General features: G+C 36.7%; 17 protein-coding genes and 3 pseudogenes. 14 read left to right on the top strand and 6 right to left on the bottom strand.

From position 1 onward, the window contains the following. Positions 1-91: 91 nt before the first annotated feature. From AC0UA9_RS15710 to AC0UA9_RS15725, 4 genes and pseudogenes are all read right to left on the bottom strand, one after another. Positions 92-580: pseudogene (locus AC0UA9_RS15710) on the bottom strand (transposase); the annotation flags it as partial. Between the two features lie 54 nt (positions 581-634). Then, positions 635-817 (bottom strand): annotated as a pseudogene (locus AC0UA9_RS15715) (IS982 family transposase); the annotation flags it as partial. Between the two features lie 98 nt (positions 818-915). Beyond that, positions 916-2,931: a methyl-accepting chemotaxis protein gene (locus AC0UA9_RS15720; protein ID WP_475661432.1), complete on the bottom strand. Its 2,016-nt coding sequence runs from the start codon at positions 2,929-2,931 to the stop codon at positions 916-918. 120 nt (positions 2,932-3,051) lie between these two features. Beyond that, the gene (locus AC0UA9_RS15725) at positions 3,052-5,514 is read right to left on the bottom strand and encodes a hypothetical protein (RefSeq protein WP_475661434.1); all 2,463 of its coding nucleotides are present in this window, start codon (positions 5,512-5,514) and stop codon (positions 3,052-3,054) included. Between the two features lie 353 nt (positions 5,515-5,867). Between AC0UA9_RS15725 and AC0UA9_RS15730 the strand changes: the two genes are divergently transcribed. Continuing rightward, entirely contained in the window at positions 5,868-8,537 is a 2,670-nt protein-coding gene (locus AC0UA9_RS15730; protein ID WP_475661436.1) for a glycoside hydrolase family 2 TIM barrel-domain containing protein, read from the top strand. Positions 8,538-8,686: 149 nt separating this feature from the next. On the opposite strand, the gene AC0UA9_RS15735 is transcribed toward AC0UA9_RS15730, so the two are convergent. Further along, positions 8,687-9,316 (bottom strand): HAD-IA family hydrolase, encoded by a 630-nt coding sequence (locus tag AC0UA9_RS15735; RefSeq protein ID WP_475661437.1) that lies wholly within the window; start codon positions 9,314-9,316, stop codon positions 8,687-8,689. A gap of 242 nt (positions 9,317-9,558) precedes the next feature. Between AC0UA9_RS15735 and AC0UA9_RS15740 the strand changes: the two are divergent. Continuing rightward, a pseudogene (locus AC0UA9_RS15740) lies at positions 9,559-9,787 on the top strand (LysR family transcriptional regulator); the annotation flags it as partial. 368 nt (positions 9,788-10,155) lie between these two features. After that, entirely contained in the window at positions 10,156-11,136 is a 981-nt protein-coding gene (locus AC0UA9_RS15745) for a Gfo/Idh/MocA family protein (RefSeq protein WP_475661441.1), read from the top strand. 185 nt (positions 11,137-11,321) lie between these two features. Here AC0UA9_RS15745 and AC0UA9_RS15750 read toward each other — a convergent pair whose 3' ends face one another. Beyond that, positions 11,322-12,293, bottom strand: a complete 972-nt coding sequence (locus tag AC0UA9_RS15750) for a LamG domain-containing protein (protein ID WP_475661444.1) — start codon at positions 12,291-12,293, stop codon at positions 11,322-11,324. Between the two features lie 624 nt (positions 12,294-12,917). Here AC0UA9_RS15750 and AC0UA9_RS15755 point away from each other — a divergent pair. From AC0UA9_RS15755 to AC0UA9_RS15805, 11 genes are all read left to right on the top strand, one after another. Next, a complete protein-coding gene (locus AC0UA9_RS15755) occupies positions 12,918-13,844 on the top strand; it encodes a sugar kinase (RefSeq protein WP_475661446.1) in 927 nt (308 codons plus the stop codon). Positions 13,845-13,985: 141 nt separating this feature from the next. Next, a complete protein-coding gene (locus AC0UA9_RS15760; protein ID WP_475661448.1) occupies positions 13,986-15,065 on the top strand; it encodes a glycoside hydrolase family 117 protein in 1,080 nt (359 codons plus the stop codon). Between the two features lie 206 nt (positions 15,066-15,271). Beyond that, complete coding sequence (locus AC0UA9_RS15765) at positions 15,272-16,312, top strand: UDP-glucose--hexose-1-phosphate uridylyltransferase (protein WP_475661451.1); 1,041 nt, start codon at positions 15,272-15,274, stop codon at positions 16,310-16,312. Between the two features lie 8 nt (positions 16,313-16,320). Continuing rightward, positions 16,321-17,487 carry a galactokinase gene (gene galK, locus AC0UA9_RS15770; RefSeq protein ID WP_475661454.1) on the top strand — a complete coding sequence of 389 codons (1,167 nt, stop codon included), beginning with the start codon at positions 16,321-16,323 and terminating at the stop codon, positions 17,485-17,487. After that, positions 17,487-18,512, top strand: coding sequence for a UDP-glucose 4-epimerase GalE (galE, locus tag AC0UA9_RS15775; RefSeq protein WP_475661456.1), 1,026 nt, complete (start codon positions 17,487-17,489; stop codon positions 18,510-18,512). Before galK ends, galE begins: the two co-directional genes overlap by 1 nt. Next, positions 18,512-19,489, top strand: a complete 978-nt coding sequence (locus AC0UA9_RS15780; protein ID WP_475661458.1) for an aldose epimerase family protein — start codon at positions 18,512-18,514, stop codon at positions 19,487-19,489. Before galE ends, AC0UA9_RS15780 begins: the two co-directional genes overlap by 1 nt. 322 nt (positions 19,490-19,811) lie before the next feature. After that, positions 19,812-20,972: a cytochrome P450 gene (locus AC0UA9_RS15785; protein ID WP_475661461.1), complete on the top strand. Its 1,161-nt coding sequence runs from the start codon at positions 19,812-19,814 to the stop codon at positions 20,970-20,972. 71 nt (positions 20,973-21,043) lie between these two features. After that, positions 21,044-21,352 (top strand): 2Fe-2S iron-sulfur cluster-binding protein, encoded by a 309-nt coding sequence (locus AC0UA9_RS15790; protein WP_475661463.1) that lies wholly within the window; start codon positions 21,044-21,046, stop codon positions 21,350-21,352. Between the two features lie 38 nt (positions 21,353-21,390). Beyond that, a complete protein-coding gene (locus AC0UA9_RS15795; protein ID WP_475661467.1) occupies positions 21,391-22,635 on the top strand; it encodes an NAD(P)/FAD-dependent oxidoreductase in 1,245 nt (414 codons plus the stop codon). A gap of 149 nt (positions 22,636-22,784) precedes the next feature. Then, a complete protein-coding gene (locus AC0UA9_RS15800; RefSeq protein WP_475661468.1) occupies positions 22,785-23,906 on the top strand; it encodes a Zn-dependent alcohol dehydrogenase in 1,122 nt (373 codons plus the stop codon). Between the two features lie 11 nt (positions 23,907-23,917). Beyond that, positions 23,918-24,736, top strand: coding sequence for an alpha/beta hydrolase (locus AC0UA9_RS15805; protein WP_475661469.1), 819 nt, complete (start codon positions 23,918-23,920; stop codon positions 24,734-24,736). The last annotated feature ends 239 nt before the right edge of the window (positions 24,737-24,975 follow it).

The raw sequence follows: 24,975 nt of genomic DNA on the forward strand, positions 1-24,975 counted from the left end.
ATAAGCTTTATAAGTGATTTTAATAATTAATGCAAAATGCCACTTCATTTGAAGTGGCATTTTTTTGTTTGCCCAGCGAAGCTGGCAAACCCATATAGCGCCCATCTTCTCTGACTTTATAATGAATAGCATCAAGCCAAACAATAGGGTAATGACTGTCTAGTGGTCTCTGTTGCCATGCTTTAAGCTCTGGAATTAGTTTATCGGTGATGGCGCTTATGGTGCCTATGGCAACGTTCATACCGTACATATCTTCAATATGTTTATTAATATCCCGACAACTCATCCCCATACTGAACATGGGTAGAATTTTTGAGTCTATTTCATCACTGAGCGTGGTTTGGTTTTTCTTAACGAGTTGAGGCTCAAAACTACCAACGGATGATTTAACCGTTTTAGTGCTAGAGCCATTTTTACGGTTAGGCTCTTGTTCATTAGAAAGGTGTTGTTCAAGCTCAGCCTAGAGGACTGACTCAGTTAATTGTTTGATAAGTGATGTTAATACACCATCTTTACCATTAAGTTTTTTACCTGATTGAAGTGCTTTAACAGCATCTTCGAAGTTGAATTGATTTGTCATGTGTCATTCCTGTTTTTACCAGTTTACCGAAATGACAAAGATTTTTAAACACCACCTAAAATCACGATAATGTGACATGTGAAAACCAACCACAATTGTCATGATTTCACTCGTGGTCATTCGTCCTGCTCGTTGGCGCTTACTTGTTCCATCTTCGAGTAATTGTTTTTGCCATTGGGGGATAAATATTTTGCAAAATTCATCGACATCGCAATACAATTCAACTAAATTCTTCATGCCTGTTCCTCGTGTGATTAAATGTTTCTTGGTCGAAAGATCTGATCACGGAACAGACAATTAGTTCAATTTTTCTTAAATAAGATTCAGGTTTATTATTAATGAGTTGTTGAGTTTTTGTTTATTTTGAACTCGCTTATATAAACATTTAAGCGCCCACCCGTTTCTTTCAACCCTTCAGCGGAAGAGGCAGTATCGGTTGTTTTTGACGTGATTTTATCAGCATCTTCTTTTATGGCATGTATGCGCTCATTAATTTCGTTTGACACATTTGTTTGTTGCTCTGCCGCAGTGGCAATTTGTTCAGCCATTTGCATAATGTTGTCTAACTCAGTTTTCATAATAGTCATCGCTTCAGCGCCTTCAATAACAACATCTACAGATTTAGTGCCTTCTGATTGCAAGTTATCCATTTTAGAAGTCGCATCATCAGCGCCTTTTTGAAGTGCTTCTATTTGCTGGCGAATTTGCTCTGTAGACTCTTGAGTTCGACCTGCTAAATTTCTTACTTCATCAGCTACAACGGCAAAGCCTCTGCCCATATCGCCAGCTCTTGCTGCTTCAATAGCGGCATTTAAAGCTAATAAGTTGGTTTGTTCTGCAATTCCTTGTATTACATTTAGCACATTACCAATAAGGCTTGTTTCTTGATTTAATGAATTAACGACCTGGCTTGTATTGCCTAACTCTAACGTTAATTTTTCCATCATTTTACGACTTAATGCTGCATTGTCTGCGCTTTTTACCGAAATGTTATAAGCTTTCTGAACTGCATTAGATGTTTGTAGTGCCATGTGAGAAACTTCTTCAATGGTTGAAGTCATTTGATTAATAGCAACTGAAATACTGTCAGTTGCTTGTAGTTGTCTGTCAGAAAGCACTAACGATTCATTCATTGCATTGGAAACTTCACTCGTTGTTTTGTTAATAACAGTGGCTTCATTTTTTACATAGCCAAGGGTCGCATTAAAGCTTTCGAGCAAGCTATTAAAAGCAGCACTTAATTCTGATAGTTCATCTTTACCGTCAGCGTTAAGTTTTATTGACATGTCTTTACTTTTGGTTAGCAGCTTAAAAGAACCAACCATATATTTTAATTGATTGGTAATACTGTGACCAATCAAGTATGAAATAACTGCAATGATAATAAGCGCCAAAGTCATCAATATTAACGTTTCTATTACCCTTTGGTTAGCATCATCTATGAGCGCATCTTTTGTATCAATAAGTTGTTTTAATGCAACACTCATTGTTTCTTGATAAAGATCGAAAATTTCAGCCGTTGTATGATCCCAATCTATGCTTGCGTCAACCTGTAAAGGCTTATTTAAGTTCTCATATATGCCTTCACGCGCTTGCAAAGCGATTTTGTCAGCCACCTGAAAGTATTTATTAGCTCTCATTTCATTATAAGCTTTGACCGTTTTTTTATCAGCAAAGCTTAAAAAGGTATCTAAGTAACTTTGAGCTTTAGTGAAGCTACTATAGATTTTAGTGTGAGTGTAAACATCCCTAGCATTGTATATTGCTAAGTAGATAAAACTATTATGAAAAGAATATTCTGTATTAGCGGCTAATAAATTATAATAAGCACTTGATAACCTACCTAATTTAGGGTTTTGCATTGAGATCACAACAATCTCATTAAGTGAAAGTACTAAGCGCTTAATTAAGACTTCCATTTCCCACATCGTATGTAGCTCGTGGCCAAATTCTGTTGTGTAATTTTTAGATAGGTGGGATTTCTCATCAGCTGCTTTACGAACATATTGAAATTTATCGATTAGTTCGCGAATAATATCGATATGTTCATTAAGAATTTTAAATTTTGAAATAGATGCTTTATTGTTATTAACAAAATTTAAATACTTATCTTGACTGAATAAAGCGCTAGCTCGTGCTTTTTTCATCTCATTTAAATACTTGTTGGTGTTCATAGGTTTACCAGCAATGTTTTTTTCTGGTACCGCATCAATATATAAACGAGAATAAAATGCTTCTTTTATAATGTTTGCTGCTAATGGGGCTGTTACCTCAGAATAATTTAGTACAACGTCTAACTGATTTATATTAGCTTGTTCAGTAAATGCTTTCTCAAGTCTTTCGATTGACAAAAAAAGTGTAAAAATTAGCGGAATTAGCACCAAAATTACAATACGTGTTTGAATCTTAAGTCTATTTAAAAATAACATGTCAATTATAGCCCCGGTAAAAATATTGTAACTAACGAGTCATTACTTGCTTCGCGTTAATGGCGTACTGCTTGTAAAAACCTGTAACGAAGTTGTTGTAATAAAACCGCCGGTGTCAGGGAACTCAACCGTTATTATATTACTAGATTCAAGTGCGGTAAGTGGTAATGGTATTTCAATCACACCAAAGAAGTTATCTCGCCCTTTCATCGCATCACCTTGCTTTTGGTCATAGCCTCTGAAGTTACTAGGAACAGCAACTTGAGTAGAGTTAACCTTCACAATCGGTTGTAAAGACTTACCATGTTCACGGCCTATACCTAAGCGTAATGTTGCTTCACCGTTAGCGCCTACTACCACATCATTAATGTTGAAAGTAATAGCAGTATTGGCGTCAATGGCTTGTTTAAAGTCATTAGAATAATACTTAACTTCGTTACTGGTGTTATCAATAGCAATATCACTGTTGTAAGTAACTTTCATTACGATAGTGCCTTCACCATCAATCGTTATTGCTTCAGGTAAAGTGTCTGGGTTTGTTTTATCAATTTTTGATACCCAACCGTCAGTTTTTAAGTGCTTAATATTTACCGCGGTAATATTTGCAGTATCAAGGCCTAGCGCATTTAGATTAACTTCAGATTCATCAAATTCTAAATTATTTAAAATAATAAAAGCGTCACTTCCATCAACATAGGCATCAACCTGAATATCTAAATTAGATGACCAAGTGTCAATTCTTGTTCCATTAATTTCAGACCATAAGTTGTAAAACAATACTAAATTAGAATATACCCAATCAGTTTGGCTAGTTACACCGGTACGCTCAAATTCTTGCACCATTAAACGAGGGCCGTATGGAATTGATTCACCATTTTGAGTTGTTCTGCCCCATTCAGCTTTAACTACAATAAATGGAATAGTTTTAGCAATAGTGTTTGGACGTTCTAAGAAGCTCATTAACATTTTGTTAGTAGCTCTAAGTACTAACGTATCTTTTTTATCGGTCCAGCCAACACTTCTTTCACAATGATTTGCGGCACCGTATTCAGAAATAACATAGGGCTTCATTTCACCAACAGCGATATGGCTGTAATTTTCCATCATATCCATAGTTGCTTCCATATTACTACCTGAACGATACTTTTCAGCATTATTATGGCAAGGAAAGTCATATAAATGGATTGAATAAAAGTCCATTTCTGCACCTATGCTATCAATAAACAGCTTATCTCTATCATGCCAGCGTTGGAAGTTATCTTTATCAAAGTCAGGAAAAGCTACAGTGTAACCACCTACAGCAATGTCATCATTTTTAGCAACTTTTCGAATTTCTTTTGCGGTAGTACTATGAAAATCAAACACTTTTTTTGGGGTAACATAATCACTATCACCGGGATTACGAATTGTTGTTAACTCAAATAATGGTTCATTCATTATTTCAAAATACTTAGGTTTAGGTTTCCAATCTTCAGTATCGTTATCTCTAAAAAAGTTAGACAGGTATTGTCCGAAATAATGCCCTGTAGCTGTACCAAAAGGTTCAGCTGCGGTATCTGTTTGCGAGAACTTCCATGGCGTTGAGGCAGGGTAAGGATTAATATTAGAATGATCTGCATTTTCAGACCAGTAAGGAAATTGCTGACCACCTTCAATCATATCAAGGCTTCGGGCTTTAATTTGTGGTAAACGTGCGTCACTACTTTTTTTAGCGGTGCTTGTACCGTATGCCCATTTTATGCTGTTTGCGGCAGCGGGAATTGATGCTTCGTCAATAAAACCCGGTTTGGTAGTATCTTCTGTTAAATTTTTCAGTGCCCAACCAATTGAGCCTGTATCACGACCAAAATAAACGTCGTTATCCGTCATAAAGTTAACCATTAAATCGGGATCTTTATTCGCGGCATTTTGTGAAAAACTATCATTTTCACCCCAGTCATTTTCAAGTGGAGAGGCGTGAATAGTAATAAACTTTTGACGATCGAAAGTGTCAATTCCACCAACACTATGTTTGGTATTAAAATTTATATCTACCTGAATGCCTGCAACTGAGCTTGTACTTTGAGTCGTAATAGTGAAAGTTGAAGCTACGCCACCAACAGTTAATTTTGCACTGGTTGTTGTTAAGTCTAATAATGAGCTAGTAACTCTAATTTTAACCTTATCGCCATCGTTAACAGTACCAGCGGCAGATGTGTAATCACCACTGTTAACTGAATATTCACCGCTTGTAATGCTAATATTTGTCGCTGAATTAATGCCAGCAATAGTTATTTCATTAGAAGTAACTATGGTATTTAACTGTGTATCACTAACGGCTGCAAAGGTGAAAACATCTGGTGTAGTATCTACTTCTGGAGTTGTAGGGGGAGTTATAACATCTGGGTTGTCTGGAGATGCGTTATTGGAGTCAGAGCTACCCCCGCAGCTTACAACGCCACTTAATACCAATGGAATAATTAATAATGAATTAGTTAACTTATTTTTTTTAAATTTTGTTATCACGTTAATACCTCAAATGTTCATAAGATGACCATTTTATGTTAACAGTATATTGTTGACAATAGTATTTTTTGTTTTAATGATTTATGTAGCTACTTTCTTAAGAGTATTCGCAAAAATATTTGATGATGTGCTATAGCATGCGGCTTTGTTATCAGTTTTATTGGCTTAAGAACGATAACCTTATTTTAACTTTTTAATACTTTACATTGACTTAATACATTAATTTAATATTGAATAGCACATTTTTTTGTGTAAAGAAATAACTTTAATTGTCAAATATCATGGATGGTTAATTGTAAATTGTATACTATGTCTTCATATCCATTAATAAGAAGTAGAAAAATATGAGCAACATGGACAATAGTAAACGTATTTTAACTCAACGTTTTAAAAAAAAATTATTTAAAAATAGCCCTATGAAAATACTGTTAAGCAAAATTATCCCACTATTTATTTTGGTTGGCTTTTTAAATGGCTGTAACACCATAGGTGACGATAAAGTTACAACTAATTCATCTACTTTGCCAAGTTCGTTTTATGGAATCAGTAGTGCCAGTAAAGTAAGTCGTGTGGAAAATAACTTCAATCAAGGCTGGTTATTCAACCTTGATGATGATGAGTCGTTTAATCAATTTGGTTATAAAGATAGCGCTTGGCGTAATGTTGACGTTCCACATGATTGGAGTGTTGAATTTGCGTTTACCCAAGAGAATGCGGGTGGCGCTACAGGCTATTTACCTGCTGGGGTTGCTTGGTATAGAAAACACTTTACGACTCCCGTGACAGATCAACAAAAACACTTTATTCATTTTGATGGTATTTATAATAATGCTGAAATTTGGATTAATGGCAAATCATTAGGTGAACAGCATTACGGTTATTCTCCTTTTTATTTTGATGTTACCAATGTTTTAACCCCAGCAGGGCAAGAGAATGTCATCGCGGTTCGTGTCGACCGTTCACGCTATATTGATAGTCGTTGGTATACAGGCTCTGGTATATATCGCGATGTCAGTTTTATCTCAACCAATTCGCTTTATATTCCAGTATGGGGAACTTATGTTACGACTCCTGAAATATCAAATACTCAAGCGACTGTTGATATTGCTATTGAGATAAATAATGACGCAGCTATCTCACGTGATTTTACATTAACAACACACATTGTGGATGCTGTTGGAGAAATTGTTGCAACAATTGATAGTGCCTCGGTACTTGAAAAAAATTCAAACCAAGTATTAACACAGCAATTAATAGTGAAGTCGCCTAATAAATGGGATATTGATTCACCTTACCTATATAAAGCAGTTAGTAAGCTAAGCGAATTAACCTCAGGTAAAGTAGTTGATGAATATATTACCCCTTTTGGTATCCGTGAGATTAAGTTTGATGCAAATACTGGATTTTATTTAAATGGAAAATCTTTAAAAATTAAAGGTGTGAATTTACATCATGATGCTGGTTTAGTTGGCGCAGCAGTGCCTAATGATGTTTGGCGACGCCGTTTAGAAACACTAAAAGATGCTGGGGTAAATGCTATTCGTACTGCGCATAACCCAGCATCAGCAGCATTTTTGGATTTGTGTGATGAAATGGGCTTTTTGGTTCAAGCAGAAATATTCGATGAATATGACAACCCTAAAGATAAGCGTTTAAATCAACAAGAAAGACATGAAGACTATATTAGTCGAGGTTATACAGAATACTTTCAAAAAGATGGCAAAAAAGATCTCGTCGCTTCGGTTAAACGTGATCGTAATCATCCATCAATCATAATGTGGAGCATAGGTAACGAAATTGAGTGGACATACCCTCGTTATCCTCAAGCGACAGGTTATTTTGATATGAACGCTAATGGTAATTACTTTTTTAATCCACCATTTATTAGCCCTGAAGAAATAGTTAAACGCTTTCATGAAAGTGAAGAAGGTGAATATGTTTTAGCTAAAACGGCCAAAGAGTTATCTGGCTGGGTGAAAGAGTTAGATTTAACCCGCCCAGTGACGGCAAATTTAATTTTACCATCGGTAAGTCATATCACCGGATATACAGATGCGCTTGATGTTATTGGTTACAGTTATCGCCGTGTTATTTATGATTACGGACATCGCTTATTTCCCGATAAAATGATTATGGGCCATGAAAATGTTGTGCAATGGCATGAATGGAAAGCTGTTAAAGAACGCGATTTTATAGGCGGTACTTTTTTATGGACAGGTATTGATTATATGGGTGAAAGTCACAATAAATGGCCTGTTAAAGCAACAGCAAGTGGCATGTTAGATTTAGCCGGGTTTGAAAAACCGTCATATCATATGATGAAGTCATTATGGAATGATCAGCCTACTATTTATTTAACAACACAACTCATGGAAAAGTCACCTTATAAAGTGGTTGATAATAATATTATGGCACGCAACCCTGATGCGTGGAAAACCTATATTTGGTTTTGGCACGCTGTAAATAACTACTGGCAATACCAAGATAACGATTTAATTGCTGTTGAAGCTTATACAAATTGTAGCGCTGCGGAGCTTTTTGTAAATAATAAGTCGCAAGGTATTGCGTACCTGAAAGATGCACCTGATCATATTTTGAAATGGTCAGTTGCATACCAAGCGGGTGATTTAATGGTGAAAGGTGTAGGCGACTGTAAAGCGGAAGATACTTTGCGTACAGCGGGCGTATTTAACGGTATTGATTTAACTATTGATAAGTCGCAAATTACGACAAATTATAATGACGTTGTACATTTAGTTGTACAATTAGTTGATGATAAACAAAATCCAATTACATTTTTAGATGCTGATATTGAGTTTGTCGTTAAAGGTCCTGCTAAGGTTTTAGGTGTTGATAATGGTGCCTCTGATAATGTACAAACGTTTCAATCAAACCGTATAACAACCTCAAAAGGACAAGCGTTACTTATTTTACAAGGAAAAGATATAGGTGAAATCACGATATTTGCTAAGTCGGCAAACGTTATAAGTAACACCGAGATAATTAAGGTCACTGAAGAATAGTCACAAGGTTATTATATAAACTGTTTTGGTTAAATTTCTTGGGTGTGATGTTATTGATACTTATTGAAACTACTGATAAATAAAAAAATCCGAACTATCTCAGTTCGGATTTTTATTTTACTAGAGTATCAGTTGCTAACGGACTGACACTATTTATTAATAAGGTCAGGTAAGCTTTTCATCGAAGTAAAGTTGATGGCAGCCGGAAATGGACAATCTTCATTATGACTATTAAAAAAAAATGTTTTCATGTCGGCGTTAATTCCAGCTTCAACCCCCAGTAAGCTATCTTCAATAACGGCACATTGTTTGGGCAAAAATCCCATGTCAGTTGCCGCATGCAGATATAAGGCAGGATCTGGCTTAAATATATTATTATCATAAGCACTATAGATATTATCACCAAAATATTTTCTCAAGCCGCAAATATCTAGTGATAATATAATTTTCTCTCTGGGAGCGTTAGATACTATTGCCTTGGGAAGGTCTAATGACTCAAGCGCTTCAACTACCCCTGCAATGGGCTTTAGCTCTGAGTTAAATAAATCGGTAACTAATGCCCTATATTCAGTAGTAAATAAAGGAGGCAGCTCAACTTTATGAATTGATGCCAATTCAGCAAATATAATGGCTAACTCTTTACCTCTGTAGTCTATTACTAATCGCTCAATAGATAAGTCTATCCCAAATTCTTTAAATTTAATGGCAATAGCCTTGTTGCATAAATATTCGCTATCTACCAAAGTTCCGTCATTATCAAACAGTAAGCAATCAATCATATTGTTGGGTAAACCTTATATATTTTAAAAAGTATGTTAAAAATGTAGTGTTAAAAAAGTGAGTCACTATATTAAGAGATGAATTAACGTTTCATCGCATGATACTAAACTTGAATGTTGTTTATCTAGGGTTGTTGGTCTTTCTGGGTTAAAATATATTAAATTTAAAACGGATTAAATCGCGGCGCGAGCTTTACTTACTTCATCCAGAGCTAGTTATTCTATCTAAAAAGCGAGCAATAATGAGTAAGTTCGTTTTAAATGAACCTAAAGGTAGCTTAAGTACTGCGGCAAAATATATGGGGTTTTCTTGCGCGGTGATAAGTTACTACTTAAAAAATTGAAGCACAATTCGACGTAAAGTTACTTAATTGTTCAACACGAACAATTAATCTTACCGAAGCTGGCCGGGCTTATTATGAACGATGTCGTATTATTGCCGAGCAAGCTATCGCCGCCAATCAACAAATTTAAAACTTCAAAAGTGAGCCTGTTGGCTTACTTAAAATAATATGCCTCTATCGGTCCGACGATATGACTGTCCTTCGTGTGACGCTGTGGACATAGATAGGGATGCTAATGCCGTCCTTAATATTCGTGATAAGGGGATATTGGATTTAAAAGCGGCTGGATAAGTCGTTACTGCTTATGGAGGCTTGCGTCAATCTCGATACTATCGAGTAGCGGCCTAAGAAAAAAGAAGCATCGCCCGAAGGTCGGTGAGAAGTCACTTCATTGATCTATCAACTAATGAGACAAGTTAAAACTAATCTTCTATATTTTTATATAAGGATTACACTATCAAGCATAAAAGTGCATTATCTTATGGAGCTAATTAAATGAAATCACTGACAGATAGAAAGATACGCTGGGGAATTATTGGTCTAGGTAATATAGCCAATAAATTTGCAGCTGACTTGTTAACAGTTGAAGATGCTGAGTTATATGCCGTCGCATCAAGGTCTCAATCAAAAGCCGATCATTTTGCCGCACAATACCACGCAAGCAAAGCTTATAGTAGCTATGAAGCATTAGTAAATGATGAAAATATTGACGCAATTTACATAGCAACCCCTCATGTAATGCATAAAGAAAATACAAAATTATGTTTAGAGAAAAATATAGCAGTGTTATGTGAAAAACCTTTTGCTATGACTAATGCTGAAGTAAATAGTATGATTGCTATAGCAAGTGCCCATAACACGCTACTAATGGAAGCGATGTGGACTTACTTTTTACCCCATTATAACTTTGTCTTAACTGAATTAAAAAGCAACACTTATGGTAAATTACTGAGTATCGAAGCCGACTTTGGCTTTGTAAAACCTTTCGATGACGACTCCCGATTATTTAATAAATCATTAGGTGGCGGCAGCCTGTTAGATATTGGCATTTACCCTATCTTTGCAGCGCTTTCAACCTTAGGTGTACCTGATGACATAAGTGCAGAAGCAACCTACTTTGATAATGGCGCAGATTCATCTTGCACGATGCAATTCACTTATAAGGATGCCAAAGCTACTTTAAAATCAAGCCTACTAGAAGCGACACCTTGTGAAGCCATTTTCCATTGTGAGCGCGGCATAATTAAAATAAATAGCGGTTTTCATCAGCCAACTAGTGTTACCTTAATTACAGCTAACAATGAAGAATCAATAGAATTTGACTGTAACACCCACGGTTATAATTTTGAGATAAGTCACTTTAATGAGCTGTTACGCCAGGGAAAAACTGAAAGCCCAATAATGAGTTTTGATATGAGCCATGAGCTTATTCAATTATTAGATAAAGTCAGAAACATTATTGGTTTGAAGTATTAGGGTTTAGACGTTAGGTTAGATATTCAAGGTATGCATTCCCGCGTTGTTTTGGCGGGAATGACATATTTAATGTAGCTTTTTTAAAATTAAAAAAGTGAGTGTTTGTTATCCACTTGTTATAAACTAGCTATAAACCGGTATTAAATTAATGATTTCAAGCTAATTTATTGATGTTTTTTAATTGATCAATTGGCAGCTTTATTCACTAACTTCCAAGTTCTTACCCAATCAATTTTCATTGTGTTTTGGGTATTATCAAGTAAATCATTTTTCTCAGGTAGCCCTCCCACCCATGAAGAATCTTGTGTCCACAAATCCCAAATAATATTTTGCTCTAAGGTAAAAGCTTGTGTTGAAACCACACTGTTAACAGGTTCACCGTTTAGGTAAAACTGTACTGTATGTTCATCTTTCCACCAAGCACCAAACACATGATATTGTTCATTCCAAGGCACACCTTTAAGTGTATTGCCGTCGGATAAATCTCGGCTATCTGACGGGTTATCGTCTCCTTCACGTTCAGTATGGCCATCTTTAACAATAAAATACTGAGAATGCATTTCATATGGATAGTTATCGTATTTAGCACCTGTGTATGATGGCTTGGAATTGTTTTCAATAATATCAATTTCATCACGATTGTTTATATCTCCGTTATTTAACCAAAAAGTATTATAAGCTGAGATATGTGCTACTTTAATACGGCTTTCGGTATACATTGGAAATTTGACCTGAGCTTTTGATTGTACACGCGATGTTTCAAACCACTGTTCTCCTCTAGCGTTATTTAAAGTAGCTTGAATCCATAAATTTCCATCACTGACACCTGCATTTTCACTTCTCATGTATACCGGTGTGTCACCATAGTTCCACAGAGGTTTAAACCATTTTGTCTCATCCCATCTATCAAACTCATCGGATAACGCTGTAATTTTTTCCCATGCCTTATTTTCAGGTGTTGTATCATTAAAAGAAACAAAACTAGGGAAGTTGGGATCGGCTTCATTGACGTCAATAACGACCGGAGTTGGCGTCGGAGTTGGAGTTGGCGTCGGAGTTGGAGTTGGCGTTGGGCTTGATGAACTACCACAAGCTGTAAGTAACGAGAGGGTTAAAACAGAGCAAGCAACTTTTAATTTGTGATTAATTTTATTCATAGTGTTGACTCAATGTAAAAAAAATTAATTAAACTATCACATACAAAAGTTACTTTGTAAACAATAAACAATTACCAATAAGCAAGCAGTAAGCAATGCGCACATAGTAATACTTACTGTTTTGTACTGTCACGTTATTATATACATCACACCTCAAGATGCAGATTTCAGCACGTTGAAGCGTGATAACTATATATTAGTGCGATTATTAGAGGGAATAACTTGCTTATTTTAAAATGTGCAAGGTTAATTTTTTGCAAGGCTCATATTTCGTCATACGGTAATTTGGGCTCAACTCGCCAATTGCGACCGTACATTATTTTTAGGCTTTTATTTTTGAAAGAAGCAACAGAAAGGATGTTTTGACTCTGACATTATGTTGAGTGATCAACAGACCCTAATATTTATTAAGTATTTTTTTATTTATTATCAAGAGAGTTGATCTTACAAGATAATTCTTAAATTTTATAATCATAATAGTAACCTTTATGGATATTAAGAGTATAACCTAATTAAAATTGGATATAATTAATTGTTAACAATTGTTATGTGTTAGGTTATGATGAATTACTATGAGCAGAAAGCTCTAAAAGATTAATTGACCCTAATAATGAGAAACTATATATGGCCGCATTACTAGCAATTGGCGAGTGTATGATGGAGTTAACTCGGTTGGAAGAAAACACCTATCAACGTTCGTTTGCAGGCGACACTTATAACGCGTTAGTTTACGCAAAGCGTAATGATCCCGAATTGGATGCGTTAATATTTACTGCGATAGGTAACGATGATATTAGCAGTGTCATGGAGTCTCAGTGGCAAAAAGAAGGGGTTTCTTCTGATTTTACGTTGAAATCAGACAAAGACACTATAGGAATATATGCCATTGCAACAGATACTTCAGGTGAAAGAAGCTTCAGTTATTGGCGTAAAAATTCTGCTGCATCAAACATGATGGCTATTAAATCAATTAATGAATTACTGGATTCATGCCCTGAACTTGATTGCGCATTTTTTAGTGGGATCTCATTGGCTATATTATCAGAAGAGGATAAAGCCAAGTTAATTGAGTTCATAAAAGGTTTAAAAGCAAAAGGTACCCGTATTGCATTTGATCCAAATTATAGATCCGCTATGTGGGACAATAAAGCACATGCTATTTATTGGTTAGAAAAAGCCTACAGTGTTAGTGATATTGTGCTGCCAGGTGAAGAAGATCACCAAGCAATATTTGACCATAGCGGTCATGCCCAAATTGCAGCCTATTGTCAGGCTTTTAAGATTAAAGAAGTGGTTGTTAAGTGTGGTGTAGAGGGCGTTTTTGCTTATTATGACGGTAAGTTATCAACCCATGTACCTTTTAAAGCGGCACCTGTGCAAGTTGACTCTACCGCTGCAGGCGATTCATTTGCAGGAACTTATTTATCACAAAGAATCATTAACCATAATATTGAGTCTGCTTTAATGCAAGCCACAAAAGTTGCTGGGCAAGTGGTACAGCATCGCGGCGCGATTATGCCGACAGCATTATACAACAGTGTGATTAACTAGCAGTGTAGCTAACAACCTAGTTAACCCGTAACTAATATAGCAGTTATTAAAGTAGCGAATACTGTAACTGTTAACATAGCTAATCACGGTAACTAACCATTTATAGTATTGCTAACAACCAGATAATTAAGGTTTAAAAATATGAGTAATAAAAAATTAAGCTTAGCAAGTAAACGCGCTATAGAGCGTGGATACGATGAAAAAGATTCAAGTTGGATGATTGAGTTCAATGTTACTGATCTAAAAGGTGACTTTGCTTTTGAAGAAGGCATTATCCGTCGAGACCCTACATCCGTCATTAAAGTTGGTGATTTATACCACTGTTGGTATACCAAAGGGCAAGACGAAACCGTAGGTTTTGGCTCTGATAACCCAAATGATAAAGTATTTCCGTGGGATTTAACCGAAGTGTGGCACGCAACATCTTCAGACACAATCACTTGGAAAGAGCAAGGGGTTGCCATTTCACGAGGCGCTGCAGGTGAATTTGACGATAGAGCTGTATTTACACCTGAAGTATTACAACATAAAGATATGTTTTACCTAGTGTACCAAACGGTTCAATACCCATATACCAATAGACAAATTGAACAAGTTGCTTTAGCGAGCGCTAAGTCGCCTTATGGGCCGTGGATTAAATCAACCAAGCCAATTTTAAGTCCAAGTCAAGATGGCGTTTGGGATGGCGAAGTGGATAGTCGCTTTTTAGTGAAAGAAAAAGGCAGTTTTGATAGTCATAAAGTACACGATCCATGTTTAATCTTCTTTAATGAAAAGTTCTATCTTTATTATAAAGGTGAAACCATGGGAGAAGAAATGAACTTCGGCGGTCGTGAAATAAAGCACGGTGTTGCTATTGCTGACAACATTGAAGGGCCTTATGTAAAGTCAGAATTGAATCCGATTTCTAATAGTGGTCATGAAGTAGTTGTATGGAACTATCAAGGCGGTGTTGCCAGTTTATTAACCACTGATGGCCCAGAAAAAAACACTGTTCAGTTTGCTCAAGATGGTGAGAACTTTGACATTAAAGCGCATATTAAAGGCGCGCCGGAAGCGATTGGTTTATTTAGGGACACTAATGCTGAAGAACTTAAAGAGCCAGGACTTTCTTGGGGGCTTTGTCATAAGTATGATAAGAGTTGGAACTGGAATTACATCTGCAAATTTGAAATTAAACGTCAGATATTAGATGCCGGTACTTTCCAAAACTCTAATTAACCGCTTCTAGTTAGCAGCATTAACTGAGCGTAATGAAAATTAGCAGCACCGAATTGTTTGGTGCTTTATAAAGCTATTCAAGCGAATAACTCATGGTTTATTCAGCGTTGTTTACAATTGAAAAATAATTGTAAATTATTAACTGTTAAAGTAAACAGAAATGCTTTGAATGAACTCAAATTAATAGCCAATTTAAGTAGAACATTATGACCAATGTATTTGATCCTACAGAACATCCTCATCGCCGTTTTAATCCATTAACTCAAGAATGGGTTCTAGTATCACCTCATAGAGCAAAGCGTCCTTGGCAAGGGCAAGAAGAAGTTGCTGATGAGTCGGTAAAGCCGGCGTACGATAAAAGCTGCTTTTTATGTAAAGGTAATACCCGCATTAATGGTGAAGTAAATCCTGAATATACAGGTACATTTGTTTTTACTAATGATTTTGCAGCATTAAATAAAGAAACACCAAGTTTTGAAAGTAATGATCCGTTATTTCGATTAGTGTCTGAGCAAGGTATCAGCCGCGTTATTTGTTTCTCTCCTGATCATGGTCGTTCATTACCAGAGTTATCGTTAAGTGAAGTCACTGAAGTTGTAAAAACTTGGAAAGATGAATGTAAAGAGTTGTCTAAGTCTTATCGTTGGGTTCAGGTATTTGAAAATAAAGGTGCGGTAATGGGGTGTTCAAATCCACATCCTCATGGGCAGATTTGGGCGCAAAATCAATTGCCTACATTAGCAGAAAAGAAACAAAAAGCATTTGGTGAGTATGCCCAAAAATTTGGGTCTAATTTACTTGCTGATTATGCAGCGAAAGAACTGGCTAGTGGTGAACGCGTTGTTGTTAAAAATGATGACTGGGTTGTTGTTGCTCCTTATTGGGCTGCATGGCCATTTGAAACCTTAGTATTACCACGTTTTAATATACAACGAATGACGGACTTAACATCAGAACAACAAATAACACTGGCTGATATATTACGACAAATTACCATTTGTTATGACAATTTATTTAAATGTTCGTTTCCATATTCAATGGGGTGGCATGGAGCTCCGTTTGACGGTAAAGCTCATGAAGAATGGACGCTACATGCACACTTCTTCCCGCCTTTATTGCGTTCGGCCACAGTGAAAAAGTTCATGGTAGGTTATGAAATGATGGCTGAAGCGCAACGAGATATTACCCCTGAGCAAGCAGCTCAGAGATTAAGAGACTTACCAGGTACTCATTATAAGAATAGCTAGGATTGATCATGGATATTATTAAAAAAGTAAAAACGAAATTTTTAAATCATTATAGTAAAAGTCCTGCTTTTATTGTTAATGCGCCAGGGCGAGTTAACCTTATTGGTGAGCATACCGATTACAATGATGGTTTTGTATTACCCTGTGCCATTGATTTTTCAACTGTTGTTTGTGTATCGCCGCGTACCGATTCAGTGGTAAAGGTATTTGCGATTGATTGTAATGAAGAAGTTGATAGCTTTGATTTGAATGACAGTATTGCTTTCAATGATTCGCAGTTTTGGAGTAACTATATTCGTGGTGTTATTGATGAGCTTAAAAAACGAGGCTTTACATTAGCGGGTTGTGATATTGCTATTGGTGGTAATGTGCCACAAGGTGCAGGTTTAAGCTCTTCAGCTTCATTAGAAGTAGGTATTGCAGCAACCTTTAATCAATTATGCGATTTAGGCCTTTCGACTGTTGAATTAGCGCAAATATCACAAGCAGCAGAAAATAACTTTGTTGGTTGTGCTTGTGGCATTATGGATCAACTTGCCTCCGCTTGCGGTAAAGATAACCAAGCACTAGGCATTGACTGTAGAAGCTTAGACTTAACTCATGTACCGCTTTCTGATGCGATGACCATTGTTATCATCAACTCAAATGTTAAACGCGGTTTAGTGGATAGCGAATACAATACCCGACGTCAACAATGTGAAAGTGGCGCAGAATTTTTTGGTAAAACAAAATTACGCGACGTAACTATTACTGAATTTGAGGCACAAAAAAGTGACTTAGATACCGTGGTTGCTAATAGAACAGAACATGTATTATATGAGAATCAGCGTACCCTAGACGCCATGGACGCATTTAAAGCAAATGATATTAAAACTATCAGCCGTTTGATGGCAGAAAGCCATGCATCGATGCGAGACTTATTTGAAATCACTACCTCTGAAATTGATTACCTTGTGAAAATTATCGGTGATGTTATCGGAGAGCGTGGTGGTGTTCGTATGACGGGCGGTGGTTTTGGTGGTTGTATTGTTGCTTTTGTTGCGAATGATTTAGTCGACACTGTTATAGATGTTATTACTGCAAAATATGAAAAACAAACAGGCATAAAAGAATCTATATTTATCACCACAGCAGCAGATGGTGTTTCAGTAATTACTGACATAGAGGTAATATAATGAATCATATATTAGTTACAGGTGGGGCAGGTTATATTGGAAGCCATACCGTTTTAGAATTACTTAAGTTAGGTGAAAACGTTGTTGTAATAGACGACTTGAGTAACTCATCTAAAGAGTCTTTAAATCGTGTCGAAACCCTTTCAGGGAAAACAGTGACTTTCTTTGAAGGCAGTATATTAGATCAGGATTTATTAAGCACAATCTTCTCACAGTTCACGTTCACCTCTGTTATTCATTTCGCTGGTCATAAAGCCGTTGGTGAATCAGTAAATAAACCATTAAGTTATTACCATAACAATGTTCAGGGTACGGTAGCCTTAGTAGAAGTTATGGAAAAGTTTAACGTTAATAACTTAGTTTTTAGTTCATCAGCTACGGTTTACGGTGAAGGTGCAAAACCACCCTACATTGAAACCCAATCACTTGGCTGTCCAACGAGTCCTTACGGACAAACTAAATTGATGGTTGAGCGAATTTTAGCGGATGTTGTTCGCAGTAATAGCAATTTTAAAGTCGCTAACTTACGTTACTTTAACCCTATTGGCGCAGATAAAAGCGGTCAAATTGGTGAAGATCCTAATGGTATTCCGAATAATTTAATGCCATTTGTAGCTCAAGTTGCGGTAGGGAAAAGGGCTGAATTATCTATATTTGGTAATGACTATGCAACAGAAGATGGTACTTGTGAGCGTGATTACATCCATGTGACTGATTTAGCACAAGGTCATGTTGCCGCCCTAAATTGGTTAGTAAACCAAGAAAATAGTTTGTGTGAAGCATTTAACTTAGGTACGGGTACGCCATATTCCGTTTTAAAAATAGTTAAAAGCTTTGAGCAATATACCAATGTTAAAGTACCGTTTAAATTTGTACCAAGACGTGACGGTGATTTAGATGCTTTTTGGGCGAATGCTGACAAAGCCGCAACCAAACTTAACTGGCAAGCCCATAAAACTATGCAAGATATGATGGAAGATACATGGCGTTGGCAGTCAAATAACCCTAACGGATATAACGCTTAATGACCCAGTTACAATCAATACTATTACAAAATAAAAAAGGTATGTATGTTGAAGTTATTAATTTTGGCGCACGGATAAAATCAATATTATTTCCCATCCAAGGAAAAGCCACGGAGATGGTTGTTGGTTATGCAACGGCTGAAGAATATCTTACAGATAGTTTCTATTTAGGAGCAACTTGTGGAAGAGTTTGTAATAGAATTGACGGTGGCAAGTTTGAGTTAAATGGTGTTAGCTACCAAGTGACACAAAATGAAAATAACAACACGCTACATGGTGGAGTAGATAACTTTGCTTACCGATTCTGGAATATTGAATCTTCAACAGATACAAAAGTTGTTTTATCACTGGAGTCTCAAGATGGCGACCAAGGGTTTCCGGGTAACCTAAAACTACAAGTTAGTTACCATTTGACTGAAAAAAATGCCTTAGAAATAGAGTACTTTGCCATTTCAGATGCGGCAACACCTATCAATATTACCAATCATGCGTATTTTAATTTGGGTGATGAAAGCTGTGAATCGTTAGACTTACAACTATTAGCTTCAAATTTTCTTGAATTGAAACAAGATAGCGTACCAAGCGGTAATATTTTACCGGTAGAACAATCTGATTTTGACTTAAGACATGTCACAAATATCGGTGACAGACAAAGTAACACCACTGATGTTAATTTAAAAAACATGAAAGGTTTTGACTACTGCTATGTTTTAGATGATGCCGATATATCAATAGTGAACGCGACATTAACGTCAAAAAATAATGGCGTTAAAATGTCATTTTATACTGATCAACTTGCAGTGCAGTTATATACAGGTTATTGGCTCAGTGGTGTTTTTAAGCCTTATCAAGGTGTGTGTTTAGAAGCTCAAGGTTATACTAATGCTGTTAATATCAATCATTTTCCTCATAGTATATTAGATTCAAGTGAAACATATCAGCGTAAGATTATTTACCAGTTTGAAGCGATAAACTAAGTAAGTATGCCATTCCTAAACTGAAGAAACGACTAACCACTGGTTGTCTTTCTTCACTCAAAAATGTAATGCTCAGCGTCAATCCGTTCAGTTTAATCTCCACAAATATAATATTTTTTAGTTACCACCGCTTTTTAAACAAATACAGAGTCTGCTTGAGTAAGGTTGACGAGGTGAAAACTAATATTCAGCTATTAGCACTAGTGAGCTAAGAATAGCATATATTTGATACTTTTATGCTTGATTAGTGTATCTCTGTTAATAATACTAGATTACCATAGTGTCGATTGTTAATAATATTGTGATTTATAAGAGGACACTTATGACTGTTAGTATTTTTCCGGACCCGTTTGAACAAGCAAGAACTACAGAGGGCGTTAGTACCATTGACGACCAAAATGACCCTGTAACTATGGTTATGGGATTAAAAGATGTACGTAAGTGTGCCCATAACTGGAAATCTTTCCAATCGGGTGGCGAAGAGGTAGGCCGCATTGTAGTTCCATCTGAAGCGGCAATAAGAGATGTTCGTCAAATACCTTTTGAAGTAGATCCTCCTCAGCACAGTGGCTTTCGAAAACTAGTTGAACCTTGGTTTAAGCGACCACTTGAGGCTGATTATCAGGATAAATTGAAAGCTATTATTGATGATCTGGTCGAAGAGGCAATTAAGCAACCTAAAATTGAAGTTGTTGAAGAGTTTGCACTTAAATTGCAATCACGCGCACTGACCTTATTATTGAATACTCCGTTTGAAGAGTCAGAAGTTTGGATTGGCTGGGGTACCCATGTATTTCGCAGCAAAGATAGTGATTTAGACGGCGATAAAGCAAGTTTACTATACGATTATATCGATGAAGAAATAGAGAATGCAATCGCTAACCCAAGCGATAACTTTTATTCAGTGTTACTTGCTAGCGAAGTGAATGGTAAAAAGTTAACAAAAGAAGAGGTTAAAGGGGTTATCAGCCTTACCTTTGCCGGCGGCAGAGATACGGTAATTAATGCTGTTACTAATACCGTTGCTTATTTTTCTGAGCACCCTGAATCTTTACAACGACTTCATGATGAACCTGAAATAACAACCAAAGCGGTTGAAGAGTTAGTACGATATTTCTCACCTTTAACCCACATGGGTAGAGTTGTAACAGAAGATACAGCGGTATGTGAGCACGCGGTAAAAGCCGATAGCCGTATTTCATTATGTTGGGCTTCTGCAAACCGAGATGCTAAAGCGTTTGAGAACCCTAATGAAGTTGTTCTTGATAGAAAATTAAATCCGCATGTTGGTTTTGGCTTTAGCACGCATAATTGCCTAGGCGCGACACACGCACGACAAATACTAGCCATACTTATTGGCTCCTTATCTGAAAAATTAAGCAGTATCAATGCGTTTGAAAATGAAGAAAACATCGAAGATTGGCAACAATTTCAACGTAAAGTTGGCTTTCATTCATTAAATGTAGCGTTTAACGCTAAGTAGTCATTATTCAATACTCATTATAAAAAACATTTAAATATTAATCAGTTAAAAAATAAAAAGCGAGCACCCACATGGCCAAAATTATATTTATAACACAAAACGATGAAAAAATTACTTTAGAAGCAGACTCAGGTTCCGTAATGGAATTAGCTGTTGAAAATGGCATACCCGGTATTGAAGGCGATTGCGGCGGCGTTTGTTCGTGTGCTACTTGCCACGTTCATGTTTCACCAGAGCATCAAGTTAAAGTGGGTGCTGCCAGTGAAGTTGAGCAAGACATGTTAGAGCTTGATGATGAAGCGAATGAATATAGTCGCCTATGCTGTCAAATTGAAGTGTCGGACGACATAGATGGTGTGATTTTTAAAGTTGCTCATTAACTTTCAATTGATTTTTTATAAGATAAATAAGGAAAATTATGTTACAAGCAATAGAACAAACATGCATAATTATTGGTGCGAGTCATGGTGGAGTTAGTGCCGCCTTTGCATTGCGTAAAGAGGGTTGGCAGGGCAGTATTATTTTGATTGACAGTGATCCATGCTTACCTTATCACCGTCCTCCTTTATCTAAAGCTTATTTAACGAGTAGCGACGACACAAAACCGCAAGTGATAAAACCCGAAGCAAGTTATGAGAAAAGTAACATAACGCTTAAGTTAGGTGTTTTAGTCACAAATATCGACAAAGAAAGTAAAGCTGTCAGCCTAAATAACGGTGAAATACTTAACTATAGCAAGCTAATTATTGCTACAGGCGCTAGAGCATTTGTACCACTTATTACCGGCATAGAGCAGGCTAAAAACCTTTTTGCGTTAAGAACACAAGCGGATGTTGAGCAAATTAGATCAGCCGTTAAACACAGTAAGCACAAAAGAGTGGTCATTATTGGTGGCGGTTATATAGGTTTAGAAACCGCCGCATCGATAAAAAAAATGGGCGGAGAAGTCACCGTTTTAGAAAGAGAAGGTCGCTTACTTGCTCGTGTAACTTCACCCGAAATGTCTGATTACTTTAAACAGTTACATATCCGTAACGGCGTGAATATTGAAACAGGTCAAAATGTAAAATCAATAACAACTATTGATGGTACACAAGAGGTTTGTTGTGAAAATGAACAAACGTTTATCGCTGATATTATCATTGTGGGTGTAGGCATTCGTGTTAACCAAGAACTAGCTCAAGAAGCGGGCTTAACAGTCGAGAATGGCATTAGCGTAAATGGACAGTGTCAAACAAGCGATGAAAATATCTTCGCCATTGGTGACTGTGCTTATCATCACAATAAGCATTATGATCGTTGGTTACGTTTAGAATCAGTTCAAAATGCTGTCGATCAGGCAAAAATAACCGCTTCAGTTATTTGTGAACAAGATGTGAGTTACGATGCATTACCTTGGTTTTGGTCGGATCAATTTGAGGTTAAATTGCAAATGGTTGGTTTAGCGACTGGCTATGATAATCTCATCATCCGCAAAGAGCTAGGCGAAAGCTCAAAGTTTTCAGTTTGGTATTTCAACGGTGATGAATTACTTGCCGTAGATGCTGTTAATCAGGCTAAAGCCTATGTATTAGGCACTAAGTTGATTAAAAGCAGAGCAATTATCAATAAAACACATCTTGCCAACGAAGCGTTACCGTTGGCGATTGATAGCGTAATTTAACTTATTACTTCTACTTAAAATACCAATTCAATATTTAACGACAGCCTAGAAATTTACTTTTCTAGGCTTTAATTTTTTCTCAATACCTTTGTTGCGCTAATTATTGTGGCAATGATGCGTATTATCCAATAATCAATAAGAGTATGACTATGATCCAAGCTAAAGCAGTAATTTCAAACGGCCAAGGTAAATTTGAATTAACGACAGTAAATATTGGTAATCCAGGTGCTGGTGAAGTTAGAGTTAAAATTAAAGCCTCAGGTATTTGCCATACTGATTGGGATTCTATTCAAAATTGGAACAAAAACTTTATTGTAGGTCATGAAGGTGCAGGTGTTATCGAAAGCATTGGTGAAAATGTTTCTGGCTTAGCCGTTGGCGATAAAGTCATTTTAAACTGGGCAATCCCTTGTGGAAAATGTTTTCAATGTAGAGAAGGAAACTTACACATTTGTGAGCAAAACTCCCCAGTGTGTGGTTGTGGCTTAAGTGGTCACGCGCATATTGAAAGCAGTACCCATAATGAAGAGCCAATTGAGCGTTCTTTTCATCTAGGCACCATGTGTGAATACGCAGTTGTTAAAGCTGAAGCGGTGGTAAAAATAGAAAGCGCCATTTCTTATGCTGCGGCTTCAATTGTTGGCTGTGGGGTAATGACCGGGTGGGGATCTGTTGTCAATGCTGCGCAAGTTAGCGTAGGCAGTAGTGTTTGTGTTATTGGTTGTGGTGGTGTTGGTTTAAATGTTATCCAAGCGGCTCAACAATCTGGTGCAGCCAAAATTATTGCCATAGACATTAATGAAGAAAGATTAGCACAAGCGAAAACATTTGGCGCGACAGAAGGTATTGTTGCAAGTAAAAGTGACATTGATTTTATTGATGTTAAAGCAAAAGTTAAAGAGTTAACCGATGGCCGTGGCGCTGATTACGCCTTTGAATGTACTGCTATACCGGCATTAGGCTCAGCGCCATTAGCGTTAATTCGTAGTGCAGGAAAAGCCGTGCAAGTCAGTGGTATTGAACAACGCATTGATTTTGATTGTGAATTGTTTGAATGGGATAAAATTTACATTAACCCACTGTATGGCATGTGTAATCCAGAGCGAGATTTTAGTCGTATTCTATCATTATATAATCAAGGTGACATGAAGCTGGAAGAATTAGTAACTAAAAGCTATACACTTGAAACATTAAGTGAAGGCTTTGATGATATGTTAAATGGTCGAATCGCTAAAGGTGTTGTGATTATCGATTCATCAGAAGAAAATTAGGATTAAATATTATGGCTATTTTACGCGTTGAAAAATCTAACCCAGAATACAGTCCAACAAATACAACGACACTAACCTTACATAGTAGCAATATCAGCGGTCGCCAAGATATAAGTGTCTATCACTCTGGCAAGTTATCACAAAACACGCCAGTGATTGTGCTGCTCCATGGTGTTTATGGTTCAAATTGGGTGTGGATGCAACTTGGCGGCGCAGATAAAGTTTATGAACAATTAAAACAGCAAGGGTTAAATGATTTTGTACTCGTCATGCCATCAGACGGAGGCTTATGGGACGGATCCGCCTATTTACCTTTATCAAAACAAGGTAATTATGAAGCTTGGATAGTAGAAGATGTTCTTAATGGTGTTATTGACAACATTGATGGAGTTAGCGAACAGAGCAGTATTTACATTACCGGCTTGTCTATGGGCGGGTATGGTGCATTGCGCCTTGGGGCTAAATATCCCCATAAGTTTAAAGGTATTTCAGCGCATTCATCAGTAACATCACTAAAAGATTTACAACAGTTTACCGATACACCTGTTGCTAATTATCTATGTGATTTTGAAAATGAAGCTGAGATTAGTTATTGGCTCAAACGCAACAAACAAGAACTACCGCCATTGCGACTTGATTGTGGCAAAGATGATAGTTTAATTGAGAGCAATTTAGCCTTATGCGTAACCATGGACAAACTCGGTATTAATTACCAATTCGAGTCGTTACCAGGTGGGCATGAATGGGAGTATTGGTATAAAAACTTAGCAAAAACTATGGTTTTTTTTAATGATATAGAGGGAAAAGACCCTGTAACAATGTCTGTGTAAGTACCAATTTTAAATATAATCTGAAACACGACCTTCGAATTCAATCATAAAGCGATTCAAGGTCAACTTTTCAATATAAACGTAAGCGCGCATTTAAGTAGTGTGCTTAGCTCAGGGCAAACGGGTTTAACTTCAGCGTTTAGCTCATAATTAAAGCAATCAAAATGGATCCATTGACCGATCATTTAGATCGTGGCATATAATGGTCTTTGCTTGAATTATTATGACAGAAACCACTA

This window comes from Colwellia sp. F1 (genome assembly GCF_056238625.1).

Excerpts from the sequence above, each read along its gene's own strand:
- AC0UA9_RS15800 (WP_475661468.1), top strand. The coding sequence starts at position 22,785 with ATGATCCAAGCTAAAGCAGTAATTTCAAACGGCCAAGGTAAATTTGAA.
- AC0UA9_RS15735 (WP_475661437.1), bottom strand. The coding sequence starts at position 9,316 with ATGATTGATTGCTTACTGTTTGATAATGACGGAACTTTGGTAGATAGC.
- AC0UA9_RS15730 (WP_475661436.1), top strand. The coding sequence starts at position 5,868 with ATGGACAATAGTAAACGTATTTTAACTCAACGTTTTAAAAAAAAATTA.
- galE (WP_475661456.1), top strand. The coding sequence starts at position 17,487 with ATGAATCATATATTAGTTACAGGTGGGGCAGGTTATATTGGAAGCCAT.
- AC0UA9_RS15750 (WP_475661444.1), bottom strand. The coding sequence starts at position 12,293 with ATGAATAAAATTAATCACAAATTAAAAGTTGCTTGCTCTGTTTTAACC.
- galK (WP_475661454.1), top strand. The coding sequence starts at position 16,321 with ATGGATATTATTAAAAAAGTAAAAACGAAATTTTTAAATCATTATAGT.
- AC0UA9_RS15795 (WP_475661467.1), top strand. The coding sequence starts at position 21,391 with ATGTTACAAGCAATAGAACAAACATGCATAATTATTGGTGCGAGTCAT.
- AC0UA9_RS15760 (WP_475661448.1), top strand. The coding sequence starts at position 13,986 with ATGAGTAATAAAAAATTAAGCTTAGCAAGTAAACGCGCTATAGAGCGT.
- AC0UA9_RS15755 (WP_475661446.1), top strand. The coding sequence starts at position 12,918 with ATGGCCGCATTACTAGCAATTGGCGAGTGTATGATGGAGTTAACTCGG.
- AC0UA9_RS15790 (WP_475661463.1), top strand. The coding sequence starts at position 21,044 with ATGGCCAAAATTATATTTATAACACAAAACGATGAAAAAATTACTTTA.
- AC0UA9_RS15745 (WP_475661441.1), top strand. The coding sequence starts at position 10,156 with ATGAAATCACTGACAGATAGAAAGATACGCTGGGGAATTATTGGTCTA.
- AC0UA9_RS15805 (WP_475661469.1), top strand. The coding sequence starts at position 23,918 with ATGGCTATTTTACGCGTTGAAAAATCTAACCCAGAATACAGTCCAACA.
- AC0UA9_RS15780 (WP_475661458.1), top strand. The coding sequence starts at position 18,512 with ATGACCCAGTTACAATCAATACTATTACAAAATAAAAAAGGTATGTAT.
- AC0UA9_RS15765 (WP_475661451.1), top strand. The coding sequence starts at position 15,272 with ATGACCAATGTATTTGATCCTACAGAACATCCTCATCGCCGTTTTAAT.
- AC0UA9_RS15785 (WP_475661461.1), top strand. The coding sequence starts at position 19,812 with ATGACTGTTAGTATTTTTCCGGACCCGTTTGAACAAGCAAGAACTACA.